At 38.2% G+C, this 25,871-nt stretch carries 14 protein-coding genes; 11 read left to right on the forward strand and 3 right to left on the reverse strand.

Annotation, left to right across the window (positions count from 1 at the left end; all coding sequences use genetic code 11):
• Window positions 1-98 precede the first annotated feature (98 nt).
• The 4 genes from rpoC (at window position 99) to RUH60_RS01675 (ending at window position 10,452) form a co-directional block, all read left to right on the forward strand.
• On the forward strand, window positions 99-4,403 hold the full coding sequence (gene rpoC / locus RUH60_RS01660) for a DNA-directed RNA polymerase subunit beta' (RefSeq protein ID WP_313804449.1): 4,305 nt from the start codon (window positions 99-101) through the stop codon (window positions 4,401-4,403).
• A 90-nt stretch (window positions 4,404-4,493) separates the two neighbouring features.
• Entirely contained in the window at window positions 4,494-4,805 is a 312-nt protein-coding gene (locus RUH60_RS01665; protein WP_313804452.1) for a DUF3467 domain-containing protein, read from the forward strand.
• Between the two features lie 214 nt (window positions 4,806-5,019).
• A complete protein-coding gene (locus RUH60_RS01670; RefSeq protein WP_313804455.1) occupies window positions 5,020-6,930 on the forward strand; it encodes a hypothetical protein in 1,911 nt (636 codons plus the stop codon).
• Window positions 6,931-7,182: 252 nt separating this feature from the next.
• A complete protein-coding gene (locus RUH60_RS01675) occupies window positions 7,183-10,452 on the forward strand; it encodes a hypothetical protein (RefSeq protein ID WP_313804458.1) in 3,270 nt (1,089 codons plus the stop codon).
• Window positions 10,453-10,495: 43 nt separating this feature from the next.
• On the opposite strand, the gene RUH60_RS01680 is transcribed toward RUH60_RS01675, so the two are convergent.
• Together RUH60_RS01680 and RUH60_RS01685 are read right to left on the reverse strand one after the other, a co-directional pair.
• Window positions 10,496-10,705, reverse strand: a complete 210-nt coding sequence (locus tag RUH60_RS01680) for a hypothetical protein (protein WP_313804461.1) — start codon at window positions 10,703-10,705, stop codon at window positions 10,496-10,498.
• Between the two features lie 72 nt (window positions 10,706-10,777).
• Window positions 10,778-12,367 (reverse strand): peptide chain release factor 3, encoded by a 1,590-nt coding sequence (locus tag RUH60_RS01685; RefSeq protein WP_313804463.1) that lies wholly within the window; start codon window positions 12,365-12,367, stop codon window positions 10,778-10,780.
• A 213-nt stretch (window positions 12,368-12,580) separates the two neighbouring features.
• Between RUH60_RS01685 and RUH60_RS01690 the strand changes: the two genes are divergently transcribed.
• The 3 genes from RUH60_RS01690 to RUH60_RS01700 all read left to right on the forward strand — a co-directional run bounded on the left by RUH60_RS01690 (window position 12,581) and on the right by RUH60_RS01700 (window position 16,969).
• On the forward strand, window positions 12,581-14,542 hold the full coding sequence (locus RUH60_RS01690; protein WP_313804466.1) for a peptidylprolyl isomerase: 1,962 nt from the start codon (window positions 12,581-12,583) through the stop codon (window positions 14,540-14,542).
• Between the two features lie 33 nt (window positions 14,543-14,575).
• Window positions 14,576-15,940, forward strand: a complete 1,365-nt coding sequence (locus RUH60_RS01695) for a peptidylprolyl isomerase (protein ID WP_313804469.1) — start codon at window positions 14,576-14,578, stop codon at window positions 15,938-15,940.
• Window positions 15,941-16,015: 75 nt separating this feature from the next.
• Window positions 16,016-16,969, forward strand: a complete 954-nt coding sequence (locus tag RUH60_RS01700) for a MoxR family ATPase (protein ID WP_313804472.1) — start codon at window positions 16,016-16,018, stop codon at window positions 16,967-16,969.
• Between the two features lie 32 nt (window positions 16,970-17,001).
• On the opposite strand, the gene RUH60_RS01705 is transcribed toward RUH60_RS01700, so the two are convergent.
• On the reverse strand, window positions 17,002-18,141 hold the full coding sequence (locus RUH60_RS01705) for a hypothetical protein (protein WP_313804475.1): 1,140 nt from the start codon (window positions 18,139-18,141) through the stop codon (window positions 17,002-17,004).
• Window positions 18,142-18,175: 34 nt separating this feature from the next.
• Here RUH60_RS01705 and RUH60_RS01710 point away from each other — a divergent pair, with 34 nt between their 5' ends.
• The 4 genes from RUH60_RS01710 to RUH60_RS01725 all read left to right on the forward strand — a co-directional run bounded on the left by RUH60_RS01710 (window position 18,176) and on the right by RUH60_RS01725 (window position 25,835).
• Window positions 18,176-19,306, forward strand: a complete 1,131-nt coding sequence (locus RUH60_RS01710; protein ID WP_313804478.1) for an acyltransferase — start codon at window positions 18,176-18,178, stop codon at window positions 19,304-19,306.
• Between the two features lie 5 nt (window positions 19,307-19,311).
• Window positions 19,312-20,415, forward strand: coding sequence for an acyltransferase (locus RUH60_RS01715; protein ID WP_313804481.1), 1,104 nt, complete (start codon window positions 19,312-19,314; stop codon window positions 20,413-20,415).
• A 258-nt stretch (window positions 20,416-20,673) separates the two neighbouring features.
• A complete protein-coding gene (locus RUH60_RS01720) occupies window positions 20,674-23,445 on the forward strand; it encodes a bifunctional aconitate hydratase 2/2-methylisocitrate dehydratase (RefSeq protein WP_313804484.1) in 2,772 nt (923 codons plus the stop codon).
• Window positions 23,446-23,570: 125 nt separating this feature from the next.
• Window positions 23,571-25,835, forward strand: coding sequence for an aconitate hydratase (locus RUH60_RS01725; RefSeq protein ID WP_313804487.1), 2,265 nt, complete (start codon window positions 23,571-23,573; stop codon window positions 25,833-25,835).
• The last annotated feature ends 36 nt before the right edge of the window (window positions 25,836-25,871 follow it).

A 25,871-nucleotide genomic window follows, 5' to 3' on the forward strand; every position in this document is an offset into this window, starting at 1 on the left:
AGTAATTCGAGGTAGTGACATGATGAATTTATTTTTGAAAAGAAGTAAAAACAGGTCAAAAAACAATTTTTAATTGCATTAAATCAATAGTAAAAACTATGATGAATAATAGAAATAAAGATAAAAATACGATCAAAAGATTCAATAGAATTTCTATCGGTCTTGCATCTCCAGAGTCTATTTTGGCTGAGTCAAGAGGTGAGGTTTTAAAACCGGAAACCATCAATTATCGTACCCACAAACCAGAGCGTGACGGTCTTTTCTGTGAAAGAATTTTCGGTCCTGTAAAAGATTACGAATGTGCTTGTGGAAAATACAAAAGAATCCGTTATAAAGGAATCGTTTGTGACCGTTGTGGGGTTGAAGTTACGGAGAAAAAAGTACGTCGTGACCGTGTTGGACATATCAATTTGGTAGTGCCTATCGCTCACATCTGGTATTTCCGTTCGCTTCCGAACAAAATCGGGTATATCTTAGGATTACCGTCTAAGAAATTAGACATGATCATTTACTACGAGCGTTACGTAGTAATCCAGCCGGGTATTGCAAAAGGTCCGGACGGAGAAGCATTAAACCGTTTAGATTTCCTTACAGAAGAAGAATACCTGAACATTCAGGATACGCTTCCAATGGAAAATCAATATTTAGATGATACCGATCCGAACAAATTCATCGCGAAGATGGGTGCGGAGTGTATCATGGACTTATTAGCTCGTACTGATTTGGATGCCTTGTCATACGAATTGCGTCACGCTGCTAATAACGAAACTTCTAAACAAAGAAAAACAGAAGCGTTAAAACGTCTTCAGGTTGTAGAATCTTTCCGTGAGGCTAACAACAACAGAGAGAACCTTCCTGAGTGGATGATTTTGAAAGTTATTCCGGTGATCCCGCCAGAATTACGTCCGTTAGTGCCGCTTGATGGTGGTCGTTTCGCGACTTCGGATTTGAATGACTTATACCGTCGTGTAATCATCCGTAACAACCGTTTGAAGCGTTTAATGGAAATCAAAGCGCCGGAAGTAATCTTGCGTAACGAAAAACGTATGTTACAGGAATCTGTAGACTCGTTATTCGACAACACAAGAAAAGCTTCTGCTGTTAAAACCGAATCGAACAGACCATTAAAATCGTTATCCGATTCATTAAAAGGTAAACAAGGGCGTTTCCGTCAGAACTTATTAGGTAAACGTGTGGATTATTCAGCACGTTCGGTAATCGTCGTTGGACCTGAGATGAAAATGTACGAGTGTGGTCTTCCGAAAGATATGGCTGCTGAATTGTACAAACCATTCGTTATCCGTAAGTTAATCGAGAGAGGAATTGTTAAGACAGTTAAGTCGGCTAAGAAAATCATCGACAAAAAAGAGCCGGTAGTATGGGATATTCTTGAAAACGTAATCAAAGGACACCCGGTACTACTTAACCGTGCACCTACTTTGCACCGTTTAGGTATTCAGGCATTCCAGCCGAAATTGATTGAAGGAAAAGCGATCCAGTTACACCCATTAACGTGTACGGCGTTCAACGCGGATTTCGACGGTGACCAGATGGCAGTTCACTTGCCGTTAGGGCCAGAAGCTATTTTAGAGGCACAATTATTAATGTTGGCTTCTCACAATATCTTGAACCCGGCGAATGGTGCACCAATCACGGTACCTTCTCAGGACATGGTTTTGGGTCTTTATTATATGACCAAAGAGCGTTTGTCTACACCGGATCACAAAATTTTAGGTGAAGGTTTGACTTTCTATTCTGCAGAAGAGTGTAACATCGCACTTAATGAAGGAAGAGTAGAGTTGAATGCCCGCGTTAAAATCAGAACAAAAGATTTCAACGAAAACGGAGAATTAGTTTATAAAGTTATCCAAACAACTGCAGGAAGAATCTTGTTTAACGAGGTAGTTCCGGAAGCAGCAGGATACATCAATGAAGTGTTGACCAAACGTAACTTGAGAGACATTATCGGACACATTTTAAGTGTAACCGATGTGCCTACTACAGCAGGTTTCTTGGACAACATGAAAGATATGGGATACAAATTTGCATTTAAAGGAGGATTGTCTTTCTCTTTAGGTGATATCCGTATTCCAGAGCAAAAAGATCAGTTGATTGCAGATGCCAGAGAGCAAGTTGAAGGTATCTCGATGAACTATAACATGGGTCTTATTACCAATAATGAGCGTTACAACCAAGTTATTGACATCTGGACTTCTGCCAATGCACAGTTAACAGAATTAGCGATGAAAAATATCCGTGAAGACCAGCAAGGTTTCAACTCGGTATATATGATGCTTGATTCTGGAGCCCGTGGATCGAAAGAGCAGATTCGTCAGTTAACCGGTATGCGTGGTTTGATGGCTAAGCCGAAAAAATCAACTGCTGGTGGTGGTGAAATTATTGAAAACCCGATCTTATCGAACTTTAAAGAAGGACTTTCGATCTTAGAATACTTCATCTCTACGCACGGTGCTCGTAAAGGTCTTGCGGATACGGCGTTAAAAACTGCGGATGCGGGTTACTTGACTCGTCGTTTACATGACGTATCTCAGGATGTAATCGTAAACTCTGTAGATTGTGGTACGCTTCGTGGTGTTGAAGTTTCGGCTTTAAAGAAAAACGAAGAGATTGTAGAAACTTTAGGAGAAAGAATCTTAGGACGTGTTGCGTTACAAGATGTAATCAATCCACTAAACGGAGACGTAATTGTTCCGGCTGGTGAGCAGATTACGGAAGCAATCGTTAAAGCTATTGATGCTTCTCCGGTTGAAAGAGTAGAGGTTCGTTCTCCGCTTACATGTGAGGCAGAAAAAGGAATCTGTGCTAAATGTTACGGAAGAAACTTGGCAACAGGTAAGATGACGCAGAAAGGTGAAGCGGTTGGTGTTATTGCAGCACAATCAATTGGTGAGCCGGGTACACAGTTAACACTTCGTACGTTCCACGTTGGAGGGGTTGCTGGAGGTATTTCTGAAGAATCAAGCATCGTTGCACGTTTCGGAGGTAAATTGGAAATCGAAGATTTGAAAACGGTTAAAGGAGAAGATAACGAAGGAAACGTTGTGGATATCGTAATTTCTCGTTCAACGGAATTGAAATTGGTAGATGAAAAAACAGGTATTGTTTTAAACACACATAACATTCCTTACGGTTCAAGCATTTTTGTAAAAGACGGCGACGTAGTTGCTAAAGGTGCTACCATCTGTAAATGGGATCCGTATAATGGTGTAATTATCTCTGAATTTACCGGTAAAGTAGCTTATGAAGATATCGAGCAAGGACAATCGTTCATGGTTGAAATCGATGAGCAAACCGGATTCCAGGAGAAAGTTATTACTGAAGGAAGAAATAAAAAATTAATTCCTACTTTATTGATCTACGGAAAAGACGGTGAACTAATCCGTTCGTACAACTTACCGGTGGGTGCTCACTTAATGGTTGACAACGGTGAGAAAATTAAAGCAGGTAAAATTTTAGTAAAAATCCCTCGTCGTTCTTCGAAAGCGGGTGATATTACCGGAGGTTTGCCAAGAATTACCGAGTTGTTAGAGGCTCGTAATCCTTCCAACCCGGCGGTAGTGTCTGAAATTGACGGTGTAGTATCGTTTGGTAAAATCAAGCGTGGTAATCGTGAAATCGTGATCGAATCTAAATTTGGTGAAATCAAGAAATACTTGGTGAAATTATCAAACCAAATCTTAGTTCAAGAGAATGACTTCGTGAAAGCAGGTATGCCATTGTCGGATGGAGCAATTACTCCAGAAGATATCTTAAGAATCCAAGGGCCATCAGCTGTTCAGCAGTATTTGGTTAACGAGATTCAGGAGGTTTACCGTTTGCAAGGGGTAAAAATCAACGACAAACACTTTGAGGTGGTAATTCGTCAGATGATGCGTAAAGTACAAATTCAGGATCCGGGTGATACGTTGTTCTTAGAAGAGCAATTGGCACACACTTCTGATTTTATCGCTGAAAATGACAAATTATACGGAATGAAAGTGGTTGAAGATGCTGGAGATTCTCAAACTTTAAAACCTGGTCAGATTGTATCGCCTAGAGAATTGCGTGATGAAAACTCAATTCTGAAACGTAATGATCAGAACTTGGTAGTGGCTAGAGATGTAGTTCCTGCAACGGCAACTCCGGTACTTCAAGGTATTACAAGAGCATCGTTACAGACGAAATCGTTTATTTCTGCGGCATCGTTCCAGGAAACTACGAAAGTATTGAACGAAGCTGCTGTAGCTGGTAAAGTGGACGATTTAGAAGGATTGAAAGAGAACGTTATCGTAGGACACAGAATCCCTGCCGGAACCGGTATGAGAGATTACGATAACACGATCGTAGGTTCTAAAGAAGAGTTCAACGAATTGTTGGCTGCCAAAGAAGAATTTAATTATTAAGATTTAAAATTCTTGTTATATTTATGAATCCCAGTAGTGTATAACTGCTGGGATTTTATATTTTTGTACAATCAAACTAAAGTGTTAAAAATGAGCGATAAAAATACCAATCCGGCGCAAATCAATATAGAATTAGATGAACAAACTGCTGAAGGAACTTATTCCAATTTGGCTATCATCAACCATTCGAATACGGAGTTTGTGTTAGACTTTGTAAGCATTATGCCTGGTGTACCAAAAGCAAAAGTAAAATCAAGAATTGTGTTGACGCCACAACATGCTAAGCGTTTGTTACGTGCTTTAGGTGAAAATATTCATCGTTTTGAAGCGGCTAATGGAGAAATTAAAGAAGTTGAGCAGCCGCCAATTCCATTGAATTTCGGTCCAACAGGTCAAGCATAACGATTGTGTTCTCTGTATACTTCTTAAAATTATAGTAACCCCCATTTTCAATTAATCTACCATTGCAATGTTTTTTTCAAAAGTGAATTTCCAAAAATTACTCTGTTTTATTTTGATAATGATGTCAGGTTTTATTAAAGGGCAAGTTACCTTTAATAATAATTTGGATCAAATCACTACAGATGTGTGTACGGGTACTTTCAAAAAATTAGTTGTGAGCACCACCAATGGAACATGTTCTGTTTTTGCAGGCAATGTTAATTCAGTTGTTTTTGTTTGGCAAGTTGAGTCTGCCCCAGGTGTATGGCAGGATTTAAACTTGTTTCCTATTTCAGGAATAAGTTATTCAACGGAACAGCGTATTAATGCAGGAGGAACAGTGATTTCAAGTATTCTTACGATTAACGTTGCCTATGGAACGGATGAAGCTACCTGGAATTATAGAGTCTTAGCGCAAGGCTCTGGAGGTTGTTCTGTTGCAACATCATTAAATGAGGCTATCGCGGTTAGAAAAAATAGATGGTTAGGTACTTTGAGTTCTGCATGGAATGATCCTGCTAACTGGAGTTGTAACAGAGTTCCAAGTTCAGCGAGCAGTGCAATAATATTGCCTGCGGTGAATAATCCGATTGTTGCTGTAACTGCAAACGCTAAAGAGCTGACTCTGCAACCTGGAAGTTTGTTAACTGTTGCTTCCGGTTATAATTTAACAGTTTCGGGGGCGGTCACAGTGTTAGGCGATGGTAATCTTACAATGGAGAATAATGCAAACCTAATGCAAACTTCATATACCGGACCCAATTCAGGATCGATTCACGTTTTTAGAAACAGTTCACCTTTGATGCGCCAGGACTATACTTTGTGGTCTTCTCCGGTAACAGCTCAAAATCTACTGTCTTTTTCGCCTCTAACTTTATCGAATAGGTTTTATGACTATAATGCCTTGACAAATACATATAGTTCGGTTAATCCCTCTAGCAACAATTTTGAAACGGGAAAAGGGTATTTAATCCGAATGCCTAACAATCATCCAACAACACCAACTATTTGGAACGGACAATTCACAGGTGTGCCTAACAACGGAACAATCAATTTGACGACTGTGAACGGTGGTTCAGGATTGCGATTTAATGCTATTGGGAATCCTTATCCTTCCCCAGTGAGAATGAGTAGTTTTGTCAATGGAAATAATACAAGAATAACCGGAACACTATATTTTTGGAGAAAAACAAATAGTGCTGCCACAGATCCTGGATATTGTACATGGACACTTGCAGGTTTTGTGAGTAATGGTGAAACGCAAGTTGTGAACCCTAATGGGATTTTAAGAACAGGTCAAGGTTTTTTGGTGGAAATGCTCAATGCCGAAACAACTGTGGTTTTTAATAACAGTATGCGTATAGGAAATACTGCAGATCAATTTTTTAAATCTACTTCTGCCAATGAAGAATTGATTGGAGATAAAATTTATCTTAATGTTCAAAATGGTTCATCAGCTGATAAAAGTCAAATGTTATTAGGGTATTTTGACGAAGCAACCGAAGGTGTTGATTATGCAATTGACGGTAAGGCGTTAGAAGACTCCAAACTTAGTCTGACAACACTGATAAATGGAGAGGATTACGTTATTCAAGGAAGATCAGCATTTGATGTTTCCGATGTTGTTCCTTTAACTTTTAAAACGGATGTAGCAGGTCAGTTTACAATTTCCATAGAGCAGTTACAAGGCGTATTTGCAGGACATCAAGCAATTTATCTTAAAGATAAAGCAATTGGTGTTTTGCACGATTTGAAACAAAGTAATTATAATTTTGTGTCTGAAATTGGAAACTTTTCAAATAGGTTTGAAGTTGTATATGCAAATACTACTTTAGGAAATTCGGATGTTGCAAGCGACGAAAATAATTTTATTGTTTATTCCGATAGTGAATTAATTACAGTAAGAAATTCAGGATCATTACTTCAAAGCGTAAGAATTTATGATTTACAAGGAAGACTTGTCGCTCAAAAAAATGATATAAAAGATAATATTGTTGAAGTTCCGCTTAATCCCAAACATTCAGTATGGTTGGTTGAAATACAAAACACAACCGGAATCCGAATATCAAAAAAGATAATTCATTAAATTGAACCTCCATTATTTTGGAGGTTTTTTTGTAATAATTCTTGTCTTTTATCGATTTTGATTAAAAAAAGTGATTTTTCACCTTTTAATTGGTAACTTTATAAGATAGAGTTGTTAAATATTCGGTGGATGTTGATAATAAAATTACTATTTAAACAAAAAACTTGTTCGGTTAAAATTCATAAAACGATTTGTTTATTATTTGTTTTATGGGGTTTAAATGTTTTTTCACAATCTATTCAAGTCAATTCTGTGCTGCCAAATCCGGTATGTGCAGGACAACAAGTAACGCTAACTTTTACCACAACCAATGGGAATGGTAACAACGGTCAATACGATTCCGATACAGTTTTTATTGCTTGTTTGAGTTCCAATACTGGTGGTGCTCCATACAGTGCTATCGGAGTTGCGACGCTTTTGCCTTATACGTTCACAACGGGAAATGGTGCTGTCAATTCAGGAGTTCAGGCCTTAGTGACGATTCCTACCACCGCTTCGGGCAATTATAGAATTTCTTTAGCTTCGATTGGACCTTTGTTTTTAGGAGGATTTAACGGAACTGGAGCTTCACCACTTTTTACGGTTAATCCACTTCCAACGGGTGGAACCATAAGCGGAAGTACTTCGGTTTGTCCAGGTGCAAACAGTACAACTTTAACCTTGTCGGGTCATACCGGAAGTGTTGTAAAATGGCAATCGTCACCCGTTAATGATTTTTCTTCAGGAGTAGTGGATATAGCCAATACGACTACCAGTTATACCGCTGTTAACGTAGCAACTACAACTTATTATCGTTGCGTTGTGACGAATGGGTTGTGTGAGGCAAATAGTAATGTAGCTACAATAACAGTTAATCCAACAGCTGGTACTGTTTCTTCAGATCAAAGTATTTGTTCGGGAACGCAACCGGCCAATATAGTTTTGTCCGGCAGTACAGGTACGATTCAATGGCAACGCTCAACAGATAATGTTACCTTTGTGAACATCAACGGCGCAACTAATGCTACTCTGACTTCGGGTCAAATGGGAACATTAACGGCAACGCGCTATTACAGGGCGAGGCTGACAGGAGGCTGTGGAACTATTTTTAGTGCTGTAGTTACGGTTACGGTAACTCCGCAAACTGTAGGAGGGGATGTAAATTCCGATGTAGATGTCTGTTACGGAAACAATTCCACTACCTTAACCTTATCGGGTCATACGGGAGCGGTTGTCAAATGGCAATCTTCTCTTCAACAAAATTTCAACAATCCGGTAGATATTGCCAATACTGCTACGACATTAACTGTTACGAATTTAACGACTACAACATATTATCGAGCAGTTGTTCAGAGTGGAAATTGCGCCCAAGTGAATAGTACTTCGGCTAGAGTTCGTGTTAGAAATGTGCCGAATGGAGGTACCTTGTCCGGAAGTGCAACAGTTTGTTACGGAATTAATAGTACTGCATTAACACTTTCAGGGCATAGTGGTACGATTCAAAAATGGCAGTATTCCCTTGTTAGTGATTTTTCTTCCGGTGTGGTTGATGTGAGTAATACTTCGGCTTCTTTGACGGTTTCCAACTTAACTGTCACAAGATATTACAGAGTGGTTTTGGTTAATAATTTTGGATGTACAGCTAATAGTACCGTTGCAACTATTACAGTTATACCGCAGTTGAATGCATCCATTGTGAGTAATAATAGTCCTGTTTGTGCTGGAGGTAATGCTATTTTTAACTTATCAGGAACTACTGGTGCGACTGTAACTTATACCATAAACGGAGGAGCTAATCAAGTGATAACTTTAACAGGTGGATCGGCTGCTGTAACAATTTCAGGAGTGACAGTCAATCAAACACTTACTTTGGTTTCAATTAGCCTAGCTCCTTGTTCAATAATGATTTCCGGTTCCTCAACAGTTGTGATTAATTCCACCAATCAATGGACGGGAGCAATAAACAATCAATGGAGTACTGCAGGCAATTGGAGTTGTGGAATAGTGCCGACAGCAGCCACGAATGTTATAATTAATTCAGGCAGCATTCAAATTTCAGGAATAAACGCATTGGCAGCATCATTAGCTCTTAATGGAACTTCTGTTATAACCGTAATTTCTGGAAACAATTTAACCATAACAAACGCTCTTAATGTCGCTTCGGGAGCCTCATTTGTACTTCAGAATAATGCTAATCTGGTTCAGGTGAATAATGTGAGCAATACCGGGAATATTACAGTAAACAGAAACAGTTCCGCTTTGATGCGTCAGGATTATACGATGTGGGGTTCTCCGGTTTCGAATCAGAATTTGTTGAGTTTTTCACCGCAAACCTTGGCTAATCGTTTCTATGAATATACGCCCTCAACGAATGTTTATACGTCAATTTCACCTTCAGGTAATTTTGCACTTGGAAAAGGTTATTTAATTCGAATGCCTAATAATCATCCAACTACGCCAACTATTTGGAACGGTCAGTACACAGGTGTTCCTAATAATGGAGCCATCAATTTAACAACGAGTAACGGTGGAGCAGGGTTTAGATATAATGCCATTTCGAATCCGTATCCTTCACCAGTTAATATGACGAGTTTTGTAAATGGAAATTCGGGAAATATTACAGGAACATTATACTTTTGGAGAAAAACGAATAACGCCAATACAGAACCAGGTTATTGTACTTGGACAACAGCCGGTTTTGTAAGTAATGGCGAAGCTCAGGTTGTTAATCCTAATGGGATTTTGCGAACCGGACAAGGTTTTCTTGTTGAAATGACCGGAAGTTCGACGACGGTAGCTTTTACCAATGCCATGCGTTCAACCAATACTGCAAATCAGTTCTTTAAAACAGCAGTTTCTAATGATGAGTTATCTGGTGACAGAATTTGGCTGAATGTTTCCAATACATCCGGAGCGAACAATCAAATGTTGGTTGGCTATTTCGATTCGGCAACTTTAGATGTTGATTTTGGAATCGACGGAAAAGCTATTGAAGACGCGCCGGTTTCATTAAACATGGATATTGATGGAACGAAGTATATCATTCAAGGTCGTCCAACTTTTGCTATAACCGATGTGGTGCCATTGAGTTTTAAAACCACTTTTTCGGGTTCGCATACTATTGCTGTCGATCATTTGGACGGAATTTTTACCGGAACTCAGAATATTTATCTAAAAGATAATATGCTGAATGTAATGCATGATATCAAAGCGTCAGATTACAATTTCACATCGGATGTTGGAGCGTTTGACAATCGTTTTGAAATTCATTACCAAGAATCTACTTTAGGTTCTGACGAGCAGCTTTTTGCTAATGCTGTCACAGTTTTTAAAAATACAGATGGTAATTTAATGGTAACATCGAAATCAGATAATTTGAATCAGGTTTCAGTGTACAATATTGAAGGAAAGTTACTCGCTGACAAAAAAGACATCGATGCCAATGTGATTGTGTTTTCAAATTTAAGAATGGAAAACTCAGTGTTGTTGGTAAGAATTACAACGCAAGACGGATTGGTGGTTCAGAAGAAAATACTATTCTAAAAAATATTTAAAAAAGAAAAAATCCACCAAACGGTGGATTTTTTTATGCAGTTTGTTTTCTGTTTTTAAAATAGTAAGCAGCATACAAAATTCCGAAAGCTGCTAAAATAATCAACTTGGAATTGATTGGTGCTGGTGGTGGATCATCGTCTTCTAATCCGCCGCCACCGTCATCGGTTCCGGGTTGCGCCATGATGAAATCCGTCATGAATAAAAAACTAAAAATGTATATTTTTAAAAGTGTTGACTTCATAATCTTTGTTTCTGATGGCAAATATATTAATTCTCTCGTTGTATCAACCATGTTGATAGTTAATTAATTGCATTAATCAAATTCCGAAGTAAAATGCAATTTAACCGATGGATATTTACTCTGTGTCATCTGAATAGAGAAATCCGAATCCGCTAAAAACACCAATTGTCCGTATTTGTCTTTGGCTAAAAACTTCTGTTTGATACGTTTGAATTCGGCAAATTCCTCATTTTTAGCATCTTCCGGTTTTACCCAACACGCTTTAAAAGCAGGGAAATTTTCATACGAACATTTTGCACCGTATTCGTGTTCCAATCGGTACTGAATTACTTCATACTGAAGCGCTCCAACCGTTCCGATTACTTTTCGATTGTTCATTTCCAACGTAAATAACTGCGCAACACCTTCGTCCATTAACTGGTCAACCCCTTTTTCAAGTTGTTTTGCTTTCATCGGATCGGCATTATTGATGTAACGGAAATGTTCCGGCGAGAAACTCGGAATTCCTTTAAACTGCATCAATTCGCCTTCGGTTAACGTATCCCCAATTTTGAAATTTCCGGTATCGTGTAATCCGACAATGTCACCTGGATACGAAATGTCAACAATTTCTTTTCTTTCGGCAAAAAAGGCATTCGGGCTTGAAAATTTCAGATTTTTATTCAAACGTACATGCAAATACGGTTTGTTTCTTTCGAAAGTACCCGATACAATTTTGATAAACGCTAAACGGTCACGGTGCTTCGGATCCATATTTGCGTGAATTTTAAAGACGAAACCTGAAAATTTATTTTCATCCGGCTTCACTTCTCTGGTATCAGAATCTTTTGGTCGTGGCGTTGGTGCGATTTCGACAAAACAATCCAACAATTCACGAACTCCAAAGTTGTTCAAAGCCGAACCAAAAAATACGGGCTGTAATTTTCCTTCCAAATAATCTTCACGATTGAACGCTGGGTATACTTCGGAAACTAATTCTAATTCTTCGCGCAGTTTATCGGCTGGTTTTTCACCGATAATTTTACTTAACTCCGGGTTGTTTACGTCGTCAAATGCGATGGTTTCTTCAATATTTTTACGACTATCACCTTCAAATAAGTTGATGTTTTTCTCCCAAATATTGTAAATTCCCTTGAAGTCGTATCCCATACCAATCGGAAAACTCAACGGCGTAACGTGAAGACCAAGTTTTTTTTCCACTTCGTCCATCAAATCAAACGCATCTTTTCCTTCACGGTCCAATTTGTTGATGAAAACAATCATTGGAATGTTACGCATACGGCACACTTCTACCAATTTTTCGGTTTGTTCTTCAACCCCTTTGGCAACGTCAATCACTACAATTACGCTGTCTACGGCGGTTAAAGTTCTGAAAGTGTCTTCGGCGAAATCTTTGTGACCCGGCGTATCTAAAATGTTGATTTTTTTGTCTTTGTAGTTGAAAGCTAACACGGAAGTGGCAACCGAAATTCCTCTCTGGCGCTCAATTTCCATGAAATCGGAAGTGGCTCCTTTCTTGATTTTATTGCTTTTTACCGCTCCGGCTTCCTGAATCGCTCCTCCGAATAGAAGTAGCTTTTCGGTTAAGGTAGTTTTACCGGCATCGGGGTGGGAAATAATTCCGAAGGTTCTTCTGCGTTGTATTTCTTTCTGAAAACTCATCAATCATTAATTTTAGGCTGCAAAAGTAGGTATAATTTATGAGAAGTCATTTTGTGAAGATGCTTTTGAAAATAAACTACTGATTTTGCGCATAATTTTTTGTTAATAGTATGTAGTGTGGTTGTATAATAGCTATGAATTGCTATTTTTGTTGGTCGCAAAAAGAAAATAGATCTTTTGCCGTTATTTATACAAACAAAAACTATTCATTATATGAAATTCAAAGCTGTTTTGTTGGGCTTGATTTTAGCTTCAGGTGTTGCTGCCAATGCTCAGGAAATCAAAAAAGAAGTTCTTTTTACCATTGATGATAAACCGTATTATACTGACGAGTTTGCAAGAGTTTACAGGAAAAATCTGGATTTGGTCAAAGACGATTCGCAAAAAGATTTGAACCAATATTTGGACTTGTTTATCGGATACAAACTGAAAGTAGCCAAAGCTAATAAATTAGGCTTGCAAAATGGTGTGGCGTATCAGAATGAATTGAAATCCTACAGAACACAACTTTCCCGCAACTATACTTCGGATACTAAAGTTACCAAAGAATTGATCAATGAGGCTTATGAGCGTTCGTTGAAGGAGGTAAAAGCGTCGCATATTCTATTCAATGTTGATGAGAATGCTGCTCCTGCAGATACTTTAAAGGCTTACAATCAGGCAATGGATGTCCGTAAAAAAGCTTTAGCAGGTGAAAATTTTGAAACACTTGCGACACAATATTCGCAAGATCCATCGGCTAAAGAGAATAAAGGAAATTTAGGATGGTTTTCAGTTTTTAGAATGGTCTATCCGTTTGAATCTGCGGCATTTAAAACATCAAAAGGAAGTATTTCTTTGCCAGTGAGAACGCGTTTTGGATATCATTTGGTAAAAGTAAATGATGTTAGAGACAACAGAGGACAAGTTACTGTAGCTCATATTATGACGTTAAATGGTCAAAATCCTGTCGAAGCTGAAACGGCTAAAAAGACTATTGACGAAGTTTATAAAAAATTGAAACAAGGCGAAAGTTTTGAGGCATTAGCACAACAGTTTTCTCAGGATAAATCATCTTCAGGAAAAGGTGGTGCCTTACAGCGATTTGGTTCCGGAGAATTGAGTTCTGAAATTTTTGAAAACACAGCTTTTTCATTGAAAGATAAAGAGCAGATTTCTGAGCCATTTCAATCGGAATTCGGTTGGCATATCATCAAATTATTGGAGAAACATCCCGTAAAACCAATTGAAGAAGTTGAGGCGGAATTCGATTCCAGAATCCGTAAAGACGATCGTTCCAAATTAATCAGCAAATCGCTGAATGATAAATTACGTGCGAAGTATAAAGTGGAGCAGAACAAAAAAGCCTACAATACTTGTCTGCTTTATTTGAACGATAAATTTTATACCCAAGAATGGGAAATGCCGGGAGTGAAGGATCCACAAGAGGTTTTGTTTACAATCAATAAAGATCAAAAAGTTAAATCTACGGCGTTTGTCACTTATATGTCAAACCAGCAGAAAGCGAATTTGAATATCAAACCATTAGGGAAGCTTTACGAAAGATTATACAATGATTTCGTAGATGCTAAACTAGCGGAATATTACGATAATAATTTAGAAAAGGAATTCCCGGAGTTTGGTCATGTAATGGATGAATACCGCGACGGGTTGTTGCTTTTCGATTTGATGGAAAAAGAAATCTGGCAGAAAGCAAAAACCGATTCGTTAGGGTTGCAACAGTTTTATGACTTGAATAAAACCAAGTATCAATGGAAAGAGCGTGTAAAAGCGAATGTTTTCTCGTCAACCAAAGAAGATATCATTAAAAAGGCTCAGAAGTTTTTAAAGAAAGGAAAGTCAGCTGATTACATCAAAGAACAACTGAACAAAAACAATAAAGTTGAGGTAATGACTAACGGAGGAACTTTCGAAGTAGGTTCTGAAAACTTACCAAAACTGAACGAATACAAAAAAGGAATTTCAGACATCGTTAAAGTTGGGGATTATTACTATGTTGTTCAAATTGATGAAACATTTGCTCCAGCGGTTAAAACTTTAGATGAGGTTAGAGGCCGTGTGATAAATGATTATCAGCAATATTTAGAGCAGCATTGGGTTGAAGAATTGAAGAAGGAATTTTCAATTAAGGTAAATGATGCTACTTTTGCCAAAGTAAAAAACGAATTAAAATAATTAGAAGAAGCTTAGCTTAATAAATAAATAAGAATGAGAATATTGTCAAAAAATGCAGTGTATGTTTTTGGTCTGATGTTGTTGTCTATCAGTCAGATGTATGCTCAACCCAGCTCGAAAAAGAAGATTGATGGAGTGGTTGCCGTAGTGGGTGATTATGTGGTTTTAGATTCAGATATCGATAAAACCTTTGTAGAAATGGAGGCTCAGGGAATATCGACTACAGATATTACCCGTTGCGAGATGATCGGTACACTTCTTGAAAATCGTTTGTATGCACATCAGGCGATTCAGGATAGTGTTGTAGTTACTGATTCTGAAGTCAATGAGATAATGAATAACCAAATTGATCAAATGGTTGAACAAGCGGGTAGTATTGATAAAGTAGTTAAGTTTTATAATAAAAAGAATGTTGAAGAATTTAAAACGGCTCTTTTCGATATTATCAAATTGAATAAACTTACTTCGCAGATGCAACGTAAGATTTTTGATGAAGTAAGTATTACACCAGACGAAGTTCGTACCTTTTTTAAGGCAATTCCAAAAGAAGATTTGCCGGTTTTCGGTGCTGAAATGGAAGTAGCGCAAATTGTTGTGAAGCCAGCCGTTTCGGATGTTGAAAAACAAAAAGTAATCGATAAGTTGAAGGAAATTAAAAAAGAAGTACAGGAAGGTTCAAGTTTCTTTAGCCGAGCGATTTTATATTCTGAAGATCCGGGATCGAAATCCAACGGAGGTTATTACAAAATGACCAAAAAGACTCAGTTTGTAAAAGAATTCAAAGATGTAGCGTTCAGTTTGCAGGAAGGTGAAATTTCAGAGCCTTTTGAAACAGAGTATGGCTTCCATATCATTTATCTTGAAAAAGTTCGCGGACAAGAATTAGACGTTCGTCATATTTTAATGTCTCCAAAAGTTACCCCGGAAGCTATGGCTGAAGCAAAGACTAAAATTGAAGGTATTCGTAAGCGAATTGTTGACGGAGAAATTTCGTTTGCTGAAGCGGCTCGTCAGTTTTCAGATGAGAAAGAAACCAAAAACAGCGGTGGATTGTTAATGAATCCGAGAACGATGGAAACTCGTTTTGAGCTTACTAAAATGGATCCTTCTTTATACAGTCAGGTTTCAGATTTAAAAGATAGAGAGGTGTCCTTGCCGTTAATCGATCAGGAACAAAACGGAAGTAGACGATACAAACTGGTAACTGTTACAAACCGATTCGAAGAGCACACCGCAGATTTTTCAACCGATTATATGAAAATCAAAGAATTGGCTTTGAAAGAAAAACAGCTTAAAGCAGTTGCAAAATGGACGGAAGAAAAAATCAATGAAACGTACATTAAGATTAATGGCGAATACAGAGACTGTGAGTTTGCGAGCAATTGGTTAAAAAAATAAATTTTTAAAAAATCAGTAAAAGAGTTAGTTTTATGAAATGATAGAACTAACTCTTTTTAATTAAACAGATAAATCATGTCGGACGTTGCAGCGATTCAGCACCTTGTTGAGAAACAGAAAGCCCTTAAAGCAGAAATTGCCAAAGTAATTGTAGGTCAGGATGAAGTGGTCAATCAAATTGTATTGAGTATTTTTTCCGGCGGACACGCGTTGTTGGTTGGGGTTCCGGGATTGGCCAAAACGTTGATGGTAAATACGATTTCACAAGCTTTAGGTTTGGATTTTAAACGCATTCAGTTTACACCCGATTTGATGCCTTCCGATATTTTGGGAAGTGAAATTTTGGATGAAAATCGTTCGTTTAAATTCATCAAAGGACCCATTTTTTCCAATATCATTTTAGCCGACGAGATCAACCGTACACCACCTAAAACCCAAGCCGCTTTGCTGGAAGCCATGCAGGAAAAAGCTGTTACGATTGCCGGTCAGCATTACAAATTAGATTTACCGTTTTTTGTACTTGCAACACAAAACCCAATCGAGCAGGAAGGAACGTATCCGTTGCCGGAAGCACAGTTAGACCGTTTCATGTTCGCCATCAAATTGGATTATCCAAGTTTTGCAGAAGAAGTGCAAGTGGTGAAATCGACTACTACGGATTATTCGGTTACAGTGAATCCGTTGTTTTCGGCTCAGGAAATCATCGATTTTCAACACTTAATTCGTCGTATTCCTGTGGCAGACAATGTGATTGAATATGCGGTTACTTTAGTGTCTAAAACCCGTCCTGATAATGCTTTAGCAACAGACTTTATTAAAAATTATTTGGATTGGGGAGCAGGACCACGTGCGTCTCAAAATTTAATTTTAGCCGCTAAAACTCATGCAGCCTTGAATGGGAAGTTTTCTCCGGATATTGAAGATGTGCAAGCAGTAGCAACCGGGATTCTTCGTCATCGTATTATTAAAAACTACAAAGCGGATGCGGAGGGAATTTCAGAAGAAACGATAATCAAGAAATTGTTTTAATAAAAAAGGCTCAGTTTTATGAGCCTTTTTCTTTATAATCGTTTTTGAATTTTGTCGTCCAATTCTTTATCGTAGAAAAACAAAAACATACTGCCCATCATGTCCTGATCGATTTTCGAAGTGTTGTCACAGGTCATGACCAGTTCGTATTCGTGATTACTGTATAGCCAAATACCTTGTTTTGAACTAAAAGTATCAATTTTCTCTAGGCCGATTCTGTCTATATAGTTTTTTACGTTACAGGTAAATACCATTTTGTTTTCCGACTTATCAAAAACACTGATTGAAGTGGCAAACGGATGTACATGCGGAGCCGAAAAATGCAAACGCAAGCTGTCTTTAATCTGTAATTGTTCCGTGATAGAACTTCTGTAGCTTTTTTTGCCAACCGGAATTACCCAGTGGCCGGAAAGCATATTGCCGGCTTTGTCACAATATGTATGATTTTTAGTTTCCACCGGAATACACTGATTGCTTGCCGGATCGAGCGGTCCTTTGAAAGGGTCATTTTTATCAAAAGGTAACTGAATGTAAACCGTTCGGGTCATTAAAGGTTTTTGCGTTTTGTTGTAGGCTTCGTATTTCACGCCAATTTCGTGTTTTACTTTTTTGAAAATTTTGGGTTGGTTGTGGTTTAAGGTTTGCGTTGTTACAAACAGGAAATCTTTTCCCACTATCGGTACGCCATAACCTTTTGGGAAATCAAAATGTTCCAAACCGTGTGAAAGAGAAGTCATTCGCGGATATTGTTTCCCGATGCGGTCTTTCAAATCCCATTGGGTGTAATATTGTGTGTCATTGATATCGACATTCATATGACAAATGAAATCGTTGGAAAGTGCTTCATTGGTTTTAGCATCAATTGCTTCCACGTCAAAACCTGTAATCCAAAGTAGCTTATCTGAATTTTCTAATTGAATGTAACGTGACGCTTTCGGACCTTCCATCGATTTGTAAATCCCGTCAATAAGAAAAGTGGGTGATACCATTCGGTATTGCTGTTGGTTGTTGTCTACAATCCAATCGTTGTCCACCAATCCGGTTTTATGAATGAAAAACGTTTTGACAATAGCCTTATGTCTGTTGGTGAGCTGGCTATACCAAATTCCGCCGCCAATTATTCCTAACAATAAAGCAACTCCTAAATATTTGTATATCTTTGATTTTCTCATTTTCGAAACCATAATCACAAAAGTAAACAAAAGAATGAATGGCACTCCAAGAAATACATCAAATCGAATTTTCGGGTTGGATGTTTTGCGTGCGGGTTCTATTATGATGGTTTTGTTTTCGCATTCTTCTGTGATTTATCCTGAAAGTCATGGCGTTTTGTCAAAATTGAAAGATTTGAGTGGTTTTTTCGGAATTGAACTTTTCTTCGGATTGAGCGGTTTTTTAATCGGAAGTTCGATGTTTAAATTGTTTGTTTACGGAGAATATCGGTTTCGGGATGTGAAAGATTTTTTGCTGAGACGCTTGTTCCGAATTTTACCGAGTTATTATTTGGTACTTTTAATCAACCTCGGAATTTTCCTTTGGTTTTCTTTCTCGATTGATGAAATCTGGAAATATTTTTTATTGTTGCAGAACATCAACCGTCCGATTCCTGCCTTTTTTCCGGAATCTTGGAGTTTGCCGGTTAAGGAAATCGGTTATGTAATTGCTTTAGCTCTGCTACTGCTTGTATTGCTGATTTTTTCACGGTTAAGCCGGAAGAAATTGTTTTTTATCGTTATTGCTTTTTTGATTAGCATTTCTTTTTTGGCTAAAATATATTATCATTTTAATTCAGATAATTTGAGTTTGGCCGTTTGGAGTCAATCGGTTCGTTCGGTAGTGCTTTATCGGTTGGATTCGGTATTGTTCGGTGTGCTTTTCGGATGTTTTTATTTAGAATTTCCAGCATTTTTTAAAAATCATCGTTTGCTTTTTGTGGTCCTTGGATTTCTGTTTTTCGTACTTTTTATTTTAGGATTAGCCTATTTTGGATTACGTCTTGAGAATGCAGCCTGGTTTTGGAATGTTTTTGTGCTTCCGTTTGCCTCACTCATTGTTTTGTTGTTTTTTCCGATGTTGCTTCATTGGGAGAAAGGTTCAATCGTTTTAGAAAAACCGGTGAAATTCTTTTGTGATATTTCGTATTCGGTGTATCTGATTCATTATAGTATTGTGCTTTTTCTGTTGATGCAAATCTTTGATTTAAAAAGTTTTTCGTCATTAGAACTGAATCTGTTTACCTTTGGTTATTTGGCATTGACGATAGGGCTCAGTTATTTGTTTTATCGTTATTTTGAAAAACCCATCAATAGCTATAGATTGTCAACGTATAAATTGTAAAGAAATTGGAACAGAATAGAATTTTCGGATTAGACCTGATGCGCGCTGCAGCTATTATAATGGTTTTGTGTTCACACGTTTTGTGGATTTATCCTGAAAGCAAAGGTTTTTTGGTTGAAATTTTTAAGTTGTTCGGTTTTTGGGGCGTTGAAATTTTCTTTGTGTTGAGTGGTTTTTTAATCGGAAGAATATTGTATCGTTTATATCTGAAAGAAGATTTTACAACGAAGACGATGTTTTATTTTCTGAAACGCCGCTGGTTTAGAACCTTGCCGAATTATTATTTGGTACTTCTGCTGAATATCGTCATAGCACTCATCATCGGAACTTCGCTTAAGGATGTAGTTTTCTATCCGTTCTTTTTACAGAATTTCGCCTGGACGATGAAGCCTTTTTTTACAGAATCCTGGAGCCTTTCGGTTGAAGAATTTGCATATTTGTTTTTACCATTAGCCTTCTTGTTCTGTAGTTTTTTAGTGAGACCGAAAAATAAATCGAGAGCTTTTTTTATAATCGTTTTTATTCTGACGCTCTTGTTTTTAATCTTCAAATTAGCATATCAGCTCACTACTGAAAATATCGATATTAATCAGTGGAATTTGTCCTTAAAAGCTGTGGTGATCTACCGAATTGATTCGATTTTGATTGGCGTTCTTGCGGCTTGGTTCAGTATGGTTTTTGTTGATATTTGGAAGTCGAAACGATTCTTGTTTGCTTTGATTGGATTAGTTTTCGTTGGTTTTATGTATGTTGGCGTCGGCTTTTTCAGATTGTTGATTGACACGCATCCGTTTTTCTGGAATGTGTTGTATTTACCACTTACCTCGATAACTTTTTCTTTGTTTTTACCTTTTTTATCGGAATGGAAAGCAGAAAGTAATTGGCTGACAAATTCAATCACTTTTACTAGTAAAATTTCTTATTCCATATATTTATTGCATTATGGTGTGGTTTTGCAGTTGATGAAGTATTTTATTTCAACTGAGGCTTTCTCAACTTCGATGTTGCACGGATTTACGTTCGCCTATTTGTTAATTACTTTTTTGCTGAGTTTTTTGCTTTATCGCTACTTCGAAAAACCCATTATGGATTTGCGTGACCGCTACTAAAACTGCCGAATTATCAATTTTGACAGCCCTTTTTTTGAGAATTGCTAAAATATTTTTTAAAAATTAAGAAATCGTAATATAATCACTGTTTTTTCTAATTTTAATAAAATATATTCATTAAAATAGAATCTTTATAAATAATATTCTTCTGAAATTAAAGAAATGCTAAATATTTTTTAATTTGAATTTGATTGTATAAATTTGTGCAACTTTTAAGGAAAAACAAATAATAACATAACTTATTCAAATAAAATTCCAATGAGTATTTACAGCGATTATATCAAAGAGATTGAAGAGAGAAAAGGTCAGGGACTTCATCCTAAACCTATCGATGGTGCAGAATTGACAAGCGAAATCATTGTGCAAATTAAAGATGCAAATAATACAAATAGAGCAGATTCCTTAAACTTTTTCATTTATAACACTTTGCCGGGAACTACACCTGCGGCTGGTGTAAAAGCAAAATTTTTAAAAGAGATCATTCTGGGAGAAGCAATAGTAAGCGAAATTTCAACTGCTTTTGCTTTTGAATTGTTGTCTCATATGAAAGGTGGTCCATCAATCGAAGTATTGTTGGATTTGGCTTTAGGAAATGATTCGGATATCGCTAAACAAGCGGCGGATGTTTTAAAAACTCAGGTTTTCTTATACGAAGCAGATACGGATCGTTTAAAAGCAGCGTATAACAGCGGAAACGCGATTGCAAAAGAAATTTTAGAAAGCTACGCAAAAGCGGAATTCTTCACCAAACTTCCGGAAGTAGCTGAAGAAATTAAAGTGATAACATTCATCGCTGGTGAAGGAGATATTTCAACCGATTTATTATCACCAGGAAACCAAGCACACTCGCGTTCCGACCGTGAATTACACGGAAAATGTATGATCACACCGGAAGCTCAGGAAGAAATCAAAGCACTTCAAGCACAACATCCAGACAAATCAGTAATGCTAATTGCTGAAAAAGGTACGATGGGAGTTGGTTCTTCACGTATGTCGGGTGTAAACAACGTAGCACTTTGGACCGGTAAACAAGCAAGTCCGTACGTTCCGTTTGTAAATTTTGCTCCAATTGTAGGAGGAACTAACGGAATTTCCCCAATCTTCTTAACAACGGTTGATGTAACGGGAGGTATCGGTTTAGACCTTAAAAACTGGGTTAAAAAAACAGATGCCAACGGAGAATTGGTTCGCAACGAAAACGGAGAGCCAATTTTAGAAGAAGCTTATTCTGTAGCAACTGGAACGGTTTTGACTATCAATACCAAAACTAAAAAATTATACAACGGAGATAAAGAATTAATCGATATCGCCAAAGCGTTCACGCCGCAAAAGATGGAATTCATCAAAGCAGGTGGATCTTACGCGATTGTATTCGGTAAAAAATTACAAACATTTGCTGGTAAAACGTTAGGTGTTGAAGTACCGGTTGTTTTTGCACCTTCAAAAGAAATCTCTCACGAAGGGCAAGGTTTAACTGCGGTGGAGAAAATCTTCAACAGAAACGCAGTTGGAACAACGCCAGGAAAAGTATTGCATTCCGGTTCCGATGTTCGAGTAGAGGTTAACATCGTAGGTTCTCAGGACACTACAGGATTGATGACCGCTCAGGAATTAGAATCAATGGCGGCAACTACGATTTCTCCAATAGTTGACGGAGCGTACCAATCAGGTTGTCACACCGCTTCGGTTTGGGATAAAAAAGCACAAGCGAATATTCCGAAATTGATGAAATTCATGAACGATTTCGGATTAATCACAGCACGTGACCCGAAAGGCGTTTACCACTCCATGACTGACGTTATTCATAAAGTGTTGAATGATATTACGATTGATGAATGGGCAATCATTATCGGTGGAGATTCTCACACTCGTATGTCAAAAGGTGTTGCTTTCGGTGCCGATTCAGGAACTGTGGCTTTGGCTTTGGCAACAGGAGAAGCTTCCATGCCAATTCCAGAATCTGTAAAAGTGACTTTCAAAGGCGATATGAAATCATACATGGATTTCCGTGATGTGGTTCACGCTACGCAAGCACAAATGTTGCACCAATTTGGAGGTGAAAACGTATTCCAGGGAAGAATTATTGAAGTTCACATCGGAACTTTAACAGCTGACCAAGCGTTTACATTTACTGACTGGACTGCGGAAATGAAAGCAAAAGCGTCTATCTGCATTTCGGAAGATGATACTTTGGTAGAATCATTGGAAATTGCGAAAGGCCGTATCCAAATCATGATTGATAAAGGAATGGACAACCATAAGCAAGTCCTTCAAGGCTTAATCAATAAAGCAGATAAGCGTATTGCAGAAATTAAATCGGGTGAAAAACCTGCATTGAGACCAGATGCGAACGCGAAATATTATGCTGAGGTTGTAGTTGATTTAGATGTAATCGCTGAGCCAATGATTGCCGATCCAGACGTAAACAACGCTGATGTTTCAAAACGTTATACACACGATACTATTCGTCCACTTTCTTTCTACGGAGGAACTAAAAAAGTAGATTTAGGTTTCATCGGATCGTGTATGGTTCACAAAGGCGATATGAAAATTTTAGCGCAAATGCTTAAAAACGTGGAAGCGCAAAAAGGGGAAGTTAAATTCAACGCACCTTTAGTAGTTGCTCCTCCAACATACAACATCGTTGACGAGTTGAAAGCAGAAGGTGACTGGGAAGTATTACAAAAATATTCAGGTTTCGAATTTAACGATGATGCGCCAAAAGGTGCTGCACGTACAGAATACGAAAATATGTTGTATTTAGAGCGTCCGGGTTGTAACCTTTGTATGGGTAACCAGGAAAAAGCAGCAAAAGGAGATACGGTTATGGCAACATCAACGCGTTTGTTCCAAGGTCGTGTTGTAGAAGATTCTGCGGAGAAAAAAGGAGAGTCATTGTTGTCTTCAACTCCGGTGGTAGTACTTTCTACAATTTTAGGAAGAACGCCAACCATCGAAGAGTATACAGAAGCAGTAAACGGAATCAACCTGACCAAATTTGCTCCTTCACACAAGTTGTTAGTGAAATAATAACAGAACTGTTAAATAATTCTAAAGCCTAAGTTTATTGACTTAGGCTTTTTTATACCTCGTCTTTTTTTTGTAAATTGGGGATGATTTTAACGGAATAGTATAACAGTAATTCTAGTATTCTTATGGCTTTTGATATAGAAATGATAGAAAAAGTGTATGCGACTATGGCTGCTCGTGTGGATAAAGCGCGCGAATTGGTAGGTCGACCGCTAACACTTTCTGAAAAAATATTGTATTCCCATTTGTGGGAACAAACTCCTACGCAAGCTTTTGTTCGAGGGAAAGATTATGTAGATTTTGCACCAGACCGAGTGGCTTGTCAGGACGCAACGGCTCAGATGGCTCTGTTGCAATTCATGCACGCCGGAAAAAGCAAAGTGGCTGTTCCTACAACGGTACATTGCGATCACTTGATTTTAGCCAAAGTCGGCGCGAAAACAGATTTAGCGGTTGCCAATACGCAATCCAAAGAAGTTTTTGATTTTCTTTCCTCGGTGTCGAATAAATATGGGATTGGGTTCTGGAAACCTGGATCGGGAATTATTCACCAAATTGTTTTGGAAAATTATGCGTTTCCGGGCGGAATGATGATTGGTACCGATTCACACACGGTTAACGCCGGAGGTTTGGGAATGTTAGCTATTGGCGTTGGTGGTGCCGATGCAGTAGATGTGATGTCCGGAATGTCTTGGGAGTTGAAATTTCCGAAATTAATCGGTGTAAAACTGACCGGAAAATTAAACGGATGGACCGCACCAAAAGACGTAATTTTAAAAGTAGCCGATATCCTAACCGTAAAAGGCGGAACCGGTGCTATCGTTGAATATTTCGGAGAAGGTGCAGAGTCGATGTCGTGTACCGGAAAAGGAACCATTTGTAATATGGGTGCCGAAATTGGCGCCACAACTTCTACTTTTGGTTACGATGATTCCATGCGAAGATATTTAGCGGCTACCGGTCGTCAGGATGTAGTAAACGCTGCGGATAAAGTAGCGTCATATTTGACTGCTGATGCTGAAGTATATGCGAATCCGGCACAATATTTCGACCAATTAATCGAAATCAATTTATCTGAATTAGAACCACATATTAACGGACCATTCACGCCAGATAGAGGAACGCCAGTTTCTAAAATGAAATCGGAAGCAGCAGCTAACGGATGGCCAATCAAAGTAGAATGGGGCTTAATCGGTTCATGTACCAATTCATCCTACGAAGATATGTCTAGAGCTGCATCTATCGTAGAACAAGCTGTCGCACACGGAATCACTCCAAAAGCAGAATTCGGAATCAATCCAGGTTCGGAACAAATTCGATATACGATTGAAAGGGATGGAATCATTGCGGTTTTTGAAAAAATGGGAACCAAAGTGTTTACCAACGCCTGCGGCCCGTGTATCGGACAATGGGACAGAGAAGGTGCCGATAAACAAGAAAAAAATACAATCGTCCATTCCTTCAACCGAAATTTCTCCAAAAGAGCCGACGGAAACCCGAATACACATGCTTTCGTAACTTCTCCGGAAATGGTGGCTGCCTTAGCAATTTCAGGACGATTGGATTTCAACCCGATTACTGATACACTTTTAAGCGATAGCGGACAAGAAGTGAAATTGTTACCGCCAAAAGGAGATGAATTGCCAACCAAAGGCTTCGATGTGGAAGACGATGGTTTTCAGCCAGCTGCGGCTGATGGTTCTTCAGTTCAGGTAATTGTTTCACCCACTTCGGATCGTTTGCAGTTGTTAGCGCCATTTGAACCGTGGGACGGGAAAAATATTTCCGGAGCCAAATTGCTAATCAAAGCCTTCGGAAAATGTACCACCGACCACATTTCAATGGCAGGTCCTTGGTTGCGTTTCCGTGGTCATTTGGATAATATTTCCAATAATATGTTAATCGGAGCGGAAAATGCTTTCAATCATAAAACGAATTCGGTTAAAAATCAGTTGAATGGTTCGTATGATGAAGTGCCGAAAGTGCAAAGAGCCTATAAAGCAGCCGGAATTCCATCAATAGTAGTTGGAGATCATAATTACGGAGAAGGTTCTTCTCGTGAACATGCCGCTATGGAGCCACGTTTCTTAGGAGTGAAAGCGGTTTTGGTAAAATCCTTCGCGCGTATCCATGAAACCAACCTGAAAAAACAAGGAATGTTAGCCTTAACCTTTGCGAACGAAGCAGATTATGATAAAGTTCAGGAAGATGACACAATTAACTTTTTGGATTTAACCGAGTTTGCACCTGGAAAAGCATTAACCTTGGAGTTTATTCACGCAGATGGTTCAAAAGATGTTATCAAGGCGAATCATACTTACAATGAAGGTCAAATTGGCTGGTTTGTAGCGGGTTCTGCTTTGAATCTGATTGCGGCCGGTAAAGCGTAAACATTTTTACGATTAAAATAAAGTTAAAACTCCCAC

Source organism: Flavobacterium sp. (genome assembly GCF_032153895.1).
In the GTDB taxonomy this organism is placed as follows: Bacteria; Bacteroidota; Bacteroidia; order Flavobacteriales; family Flavobacteriaceae; genus Flavobacterium.

Bases quoted from the DNA above. Each gene is read 5' to 3' on its own strand.
- rpoC (WP_313804449.1), top strand. From the start codon at position 99: ATGATGAATAATAGAAATAAAGATAAAAATACGATCAAAAGATTCAAT.
- RUH60_RS01665 (WP_313804452.1), top strand. From the start codon at position 4,494: ATGAGCGATAAAAATACCAATCCGGCGCAAATCAATATAGAATTAGAT.
- RUH60_RS01680 (WP_313804461.1), bottom strand. From the start codon at position 10,705: ATGAAGTCAACACTTTTAAAAATATACATTTTTAGTTTTTTATTCATG.
- RUH60_RS01685 (WP_313804463.1), bottom strand. From the start codon at position 12,367: ATGAGTTTTCAGAAAGAAATACAACGCAGAAGAACCTTCGGAATTATT.
- RUH60_RS01690 (WP_313804466.1), top strand. From the start codon at position 12,581: ATGAAATTCAAAGCTGTTTTGTTGGGCTTGATTTTAGCTTCAGGTGTT.
- RUH60_RS01695 (WP_313804469.1), top strand. From the start codon at position 14,576: ATGAGAATATTGTCAAAAAATGCAGTGTATGTTTTTGGTCTGATGTTG.
- RUH60_RS01700 (WP_313804472.1), top strand. From the start codon at position 16,016: ATGTCGGACGTTGCAGCGATTCAGCACCTTGTTGAGAAACAGAAAGCC.
- RUH60_RS01705 (WP_313804475.1), bottom strand. From the start codon at position 18,141: ATGAGAAAATCAAAGATATACAAATATTTAGGAGTTGCTTTATTGTTA.
- RUH60_RS01710 (WP_313804478.1), top strand. From the start codon at position 18,176: ATGAATGGCACTCCAAGAAATACATCAAATCGAATTTTCGGGTTGGAT.
- RUH60_RS01720 (WP_313804484.1), top strand. From the start codon at position 20,674: ATGAGTATTTACAGCGATTATATCAAAGAGATTGAAGAGAGAAAAGGT.
- RUH60_RS01725 (WP_313804487.1), top strand. From the start codon at position 23,571: ATGGCTTTTGATATAGAAATGATAGAAAAAGTGTATGCGACTATGGCT.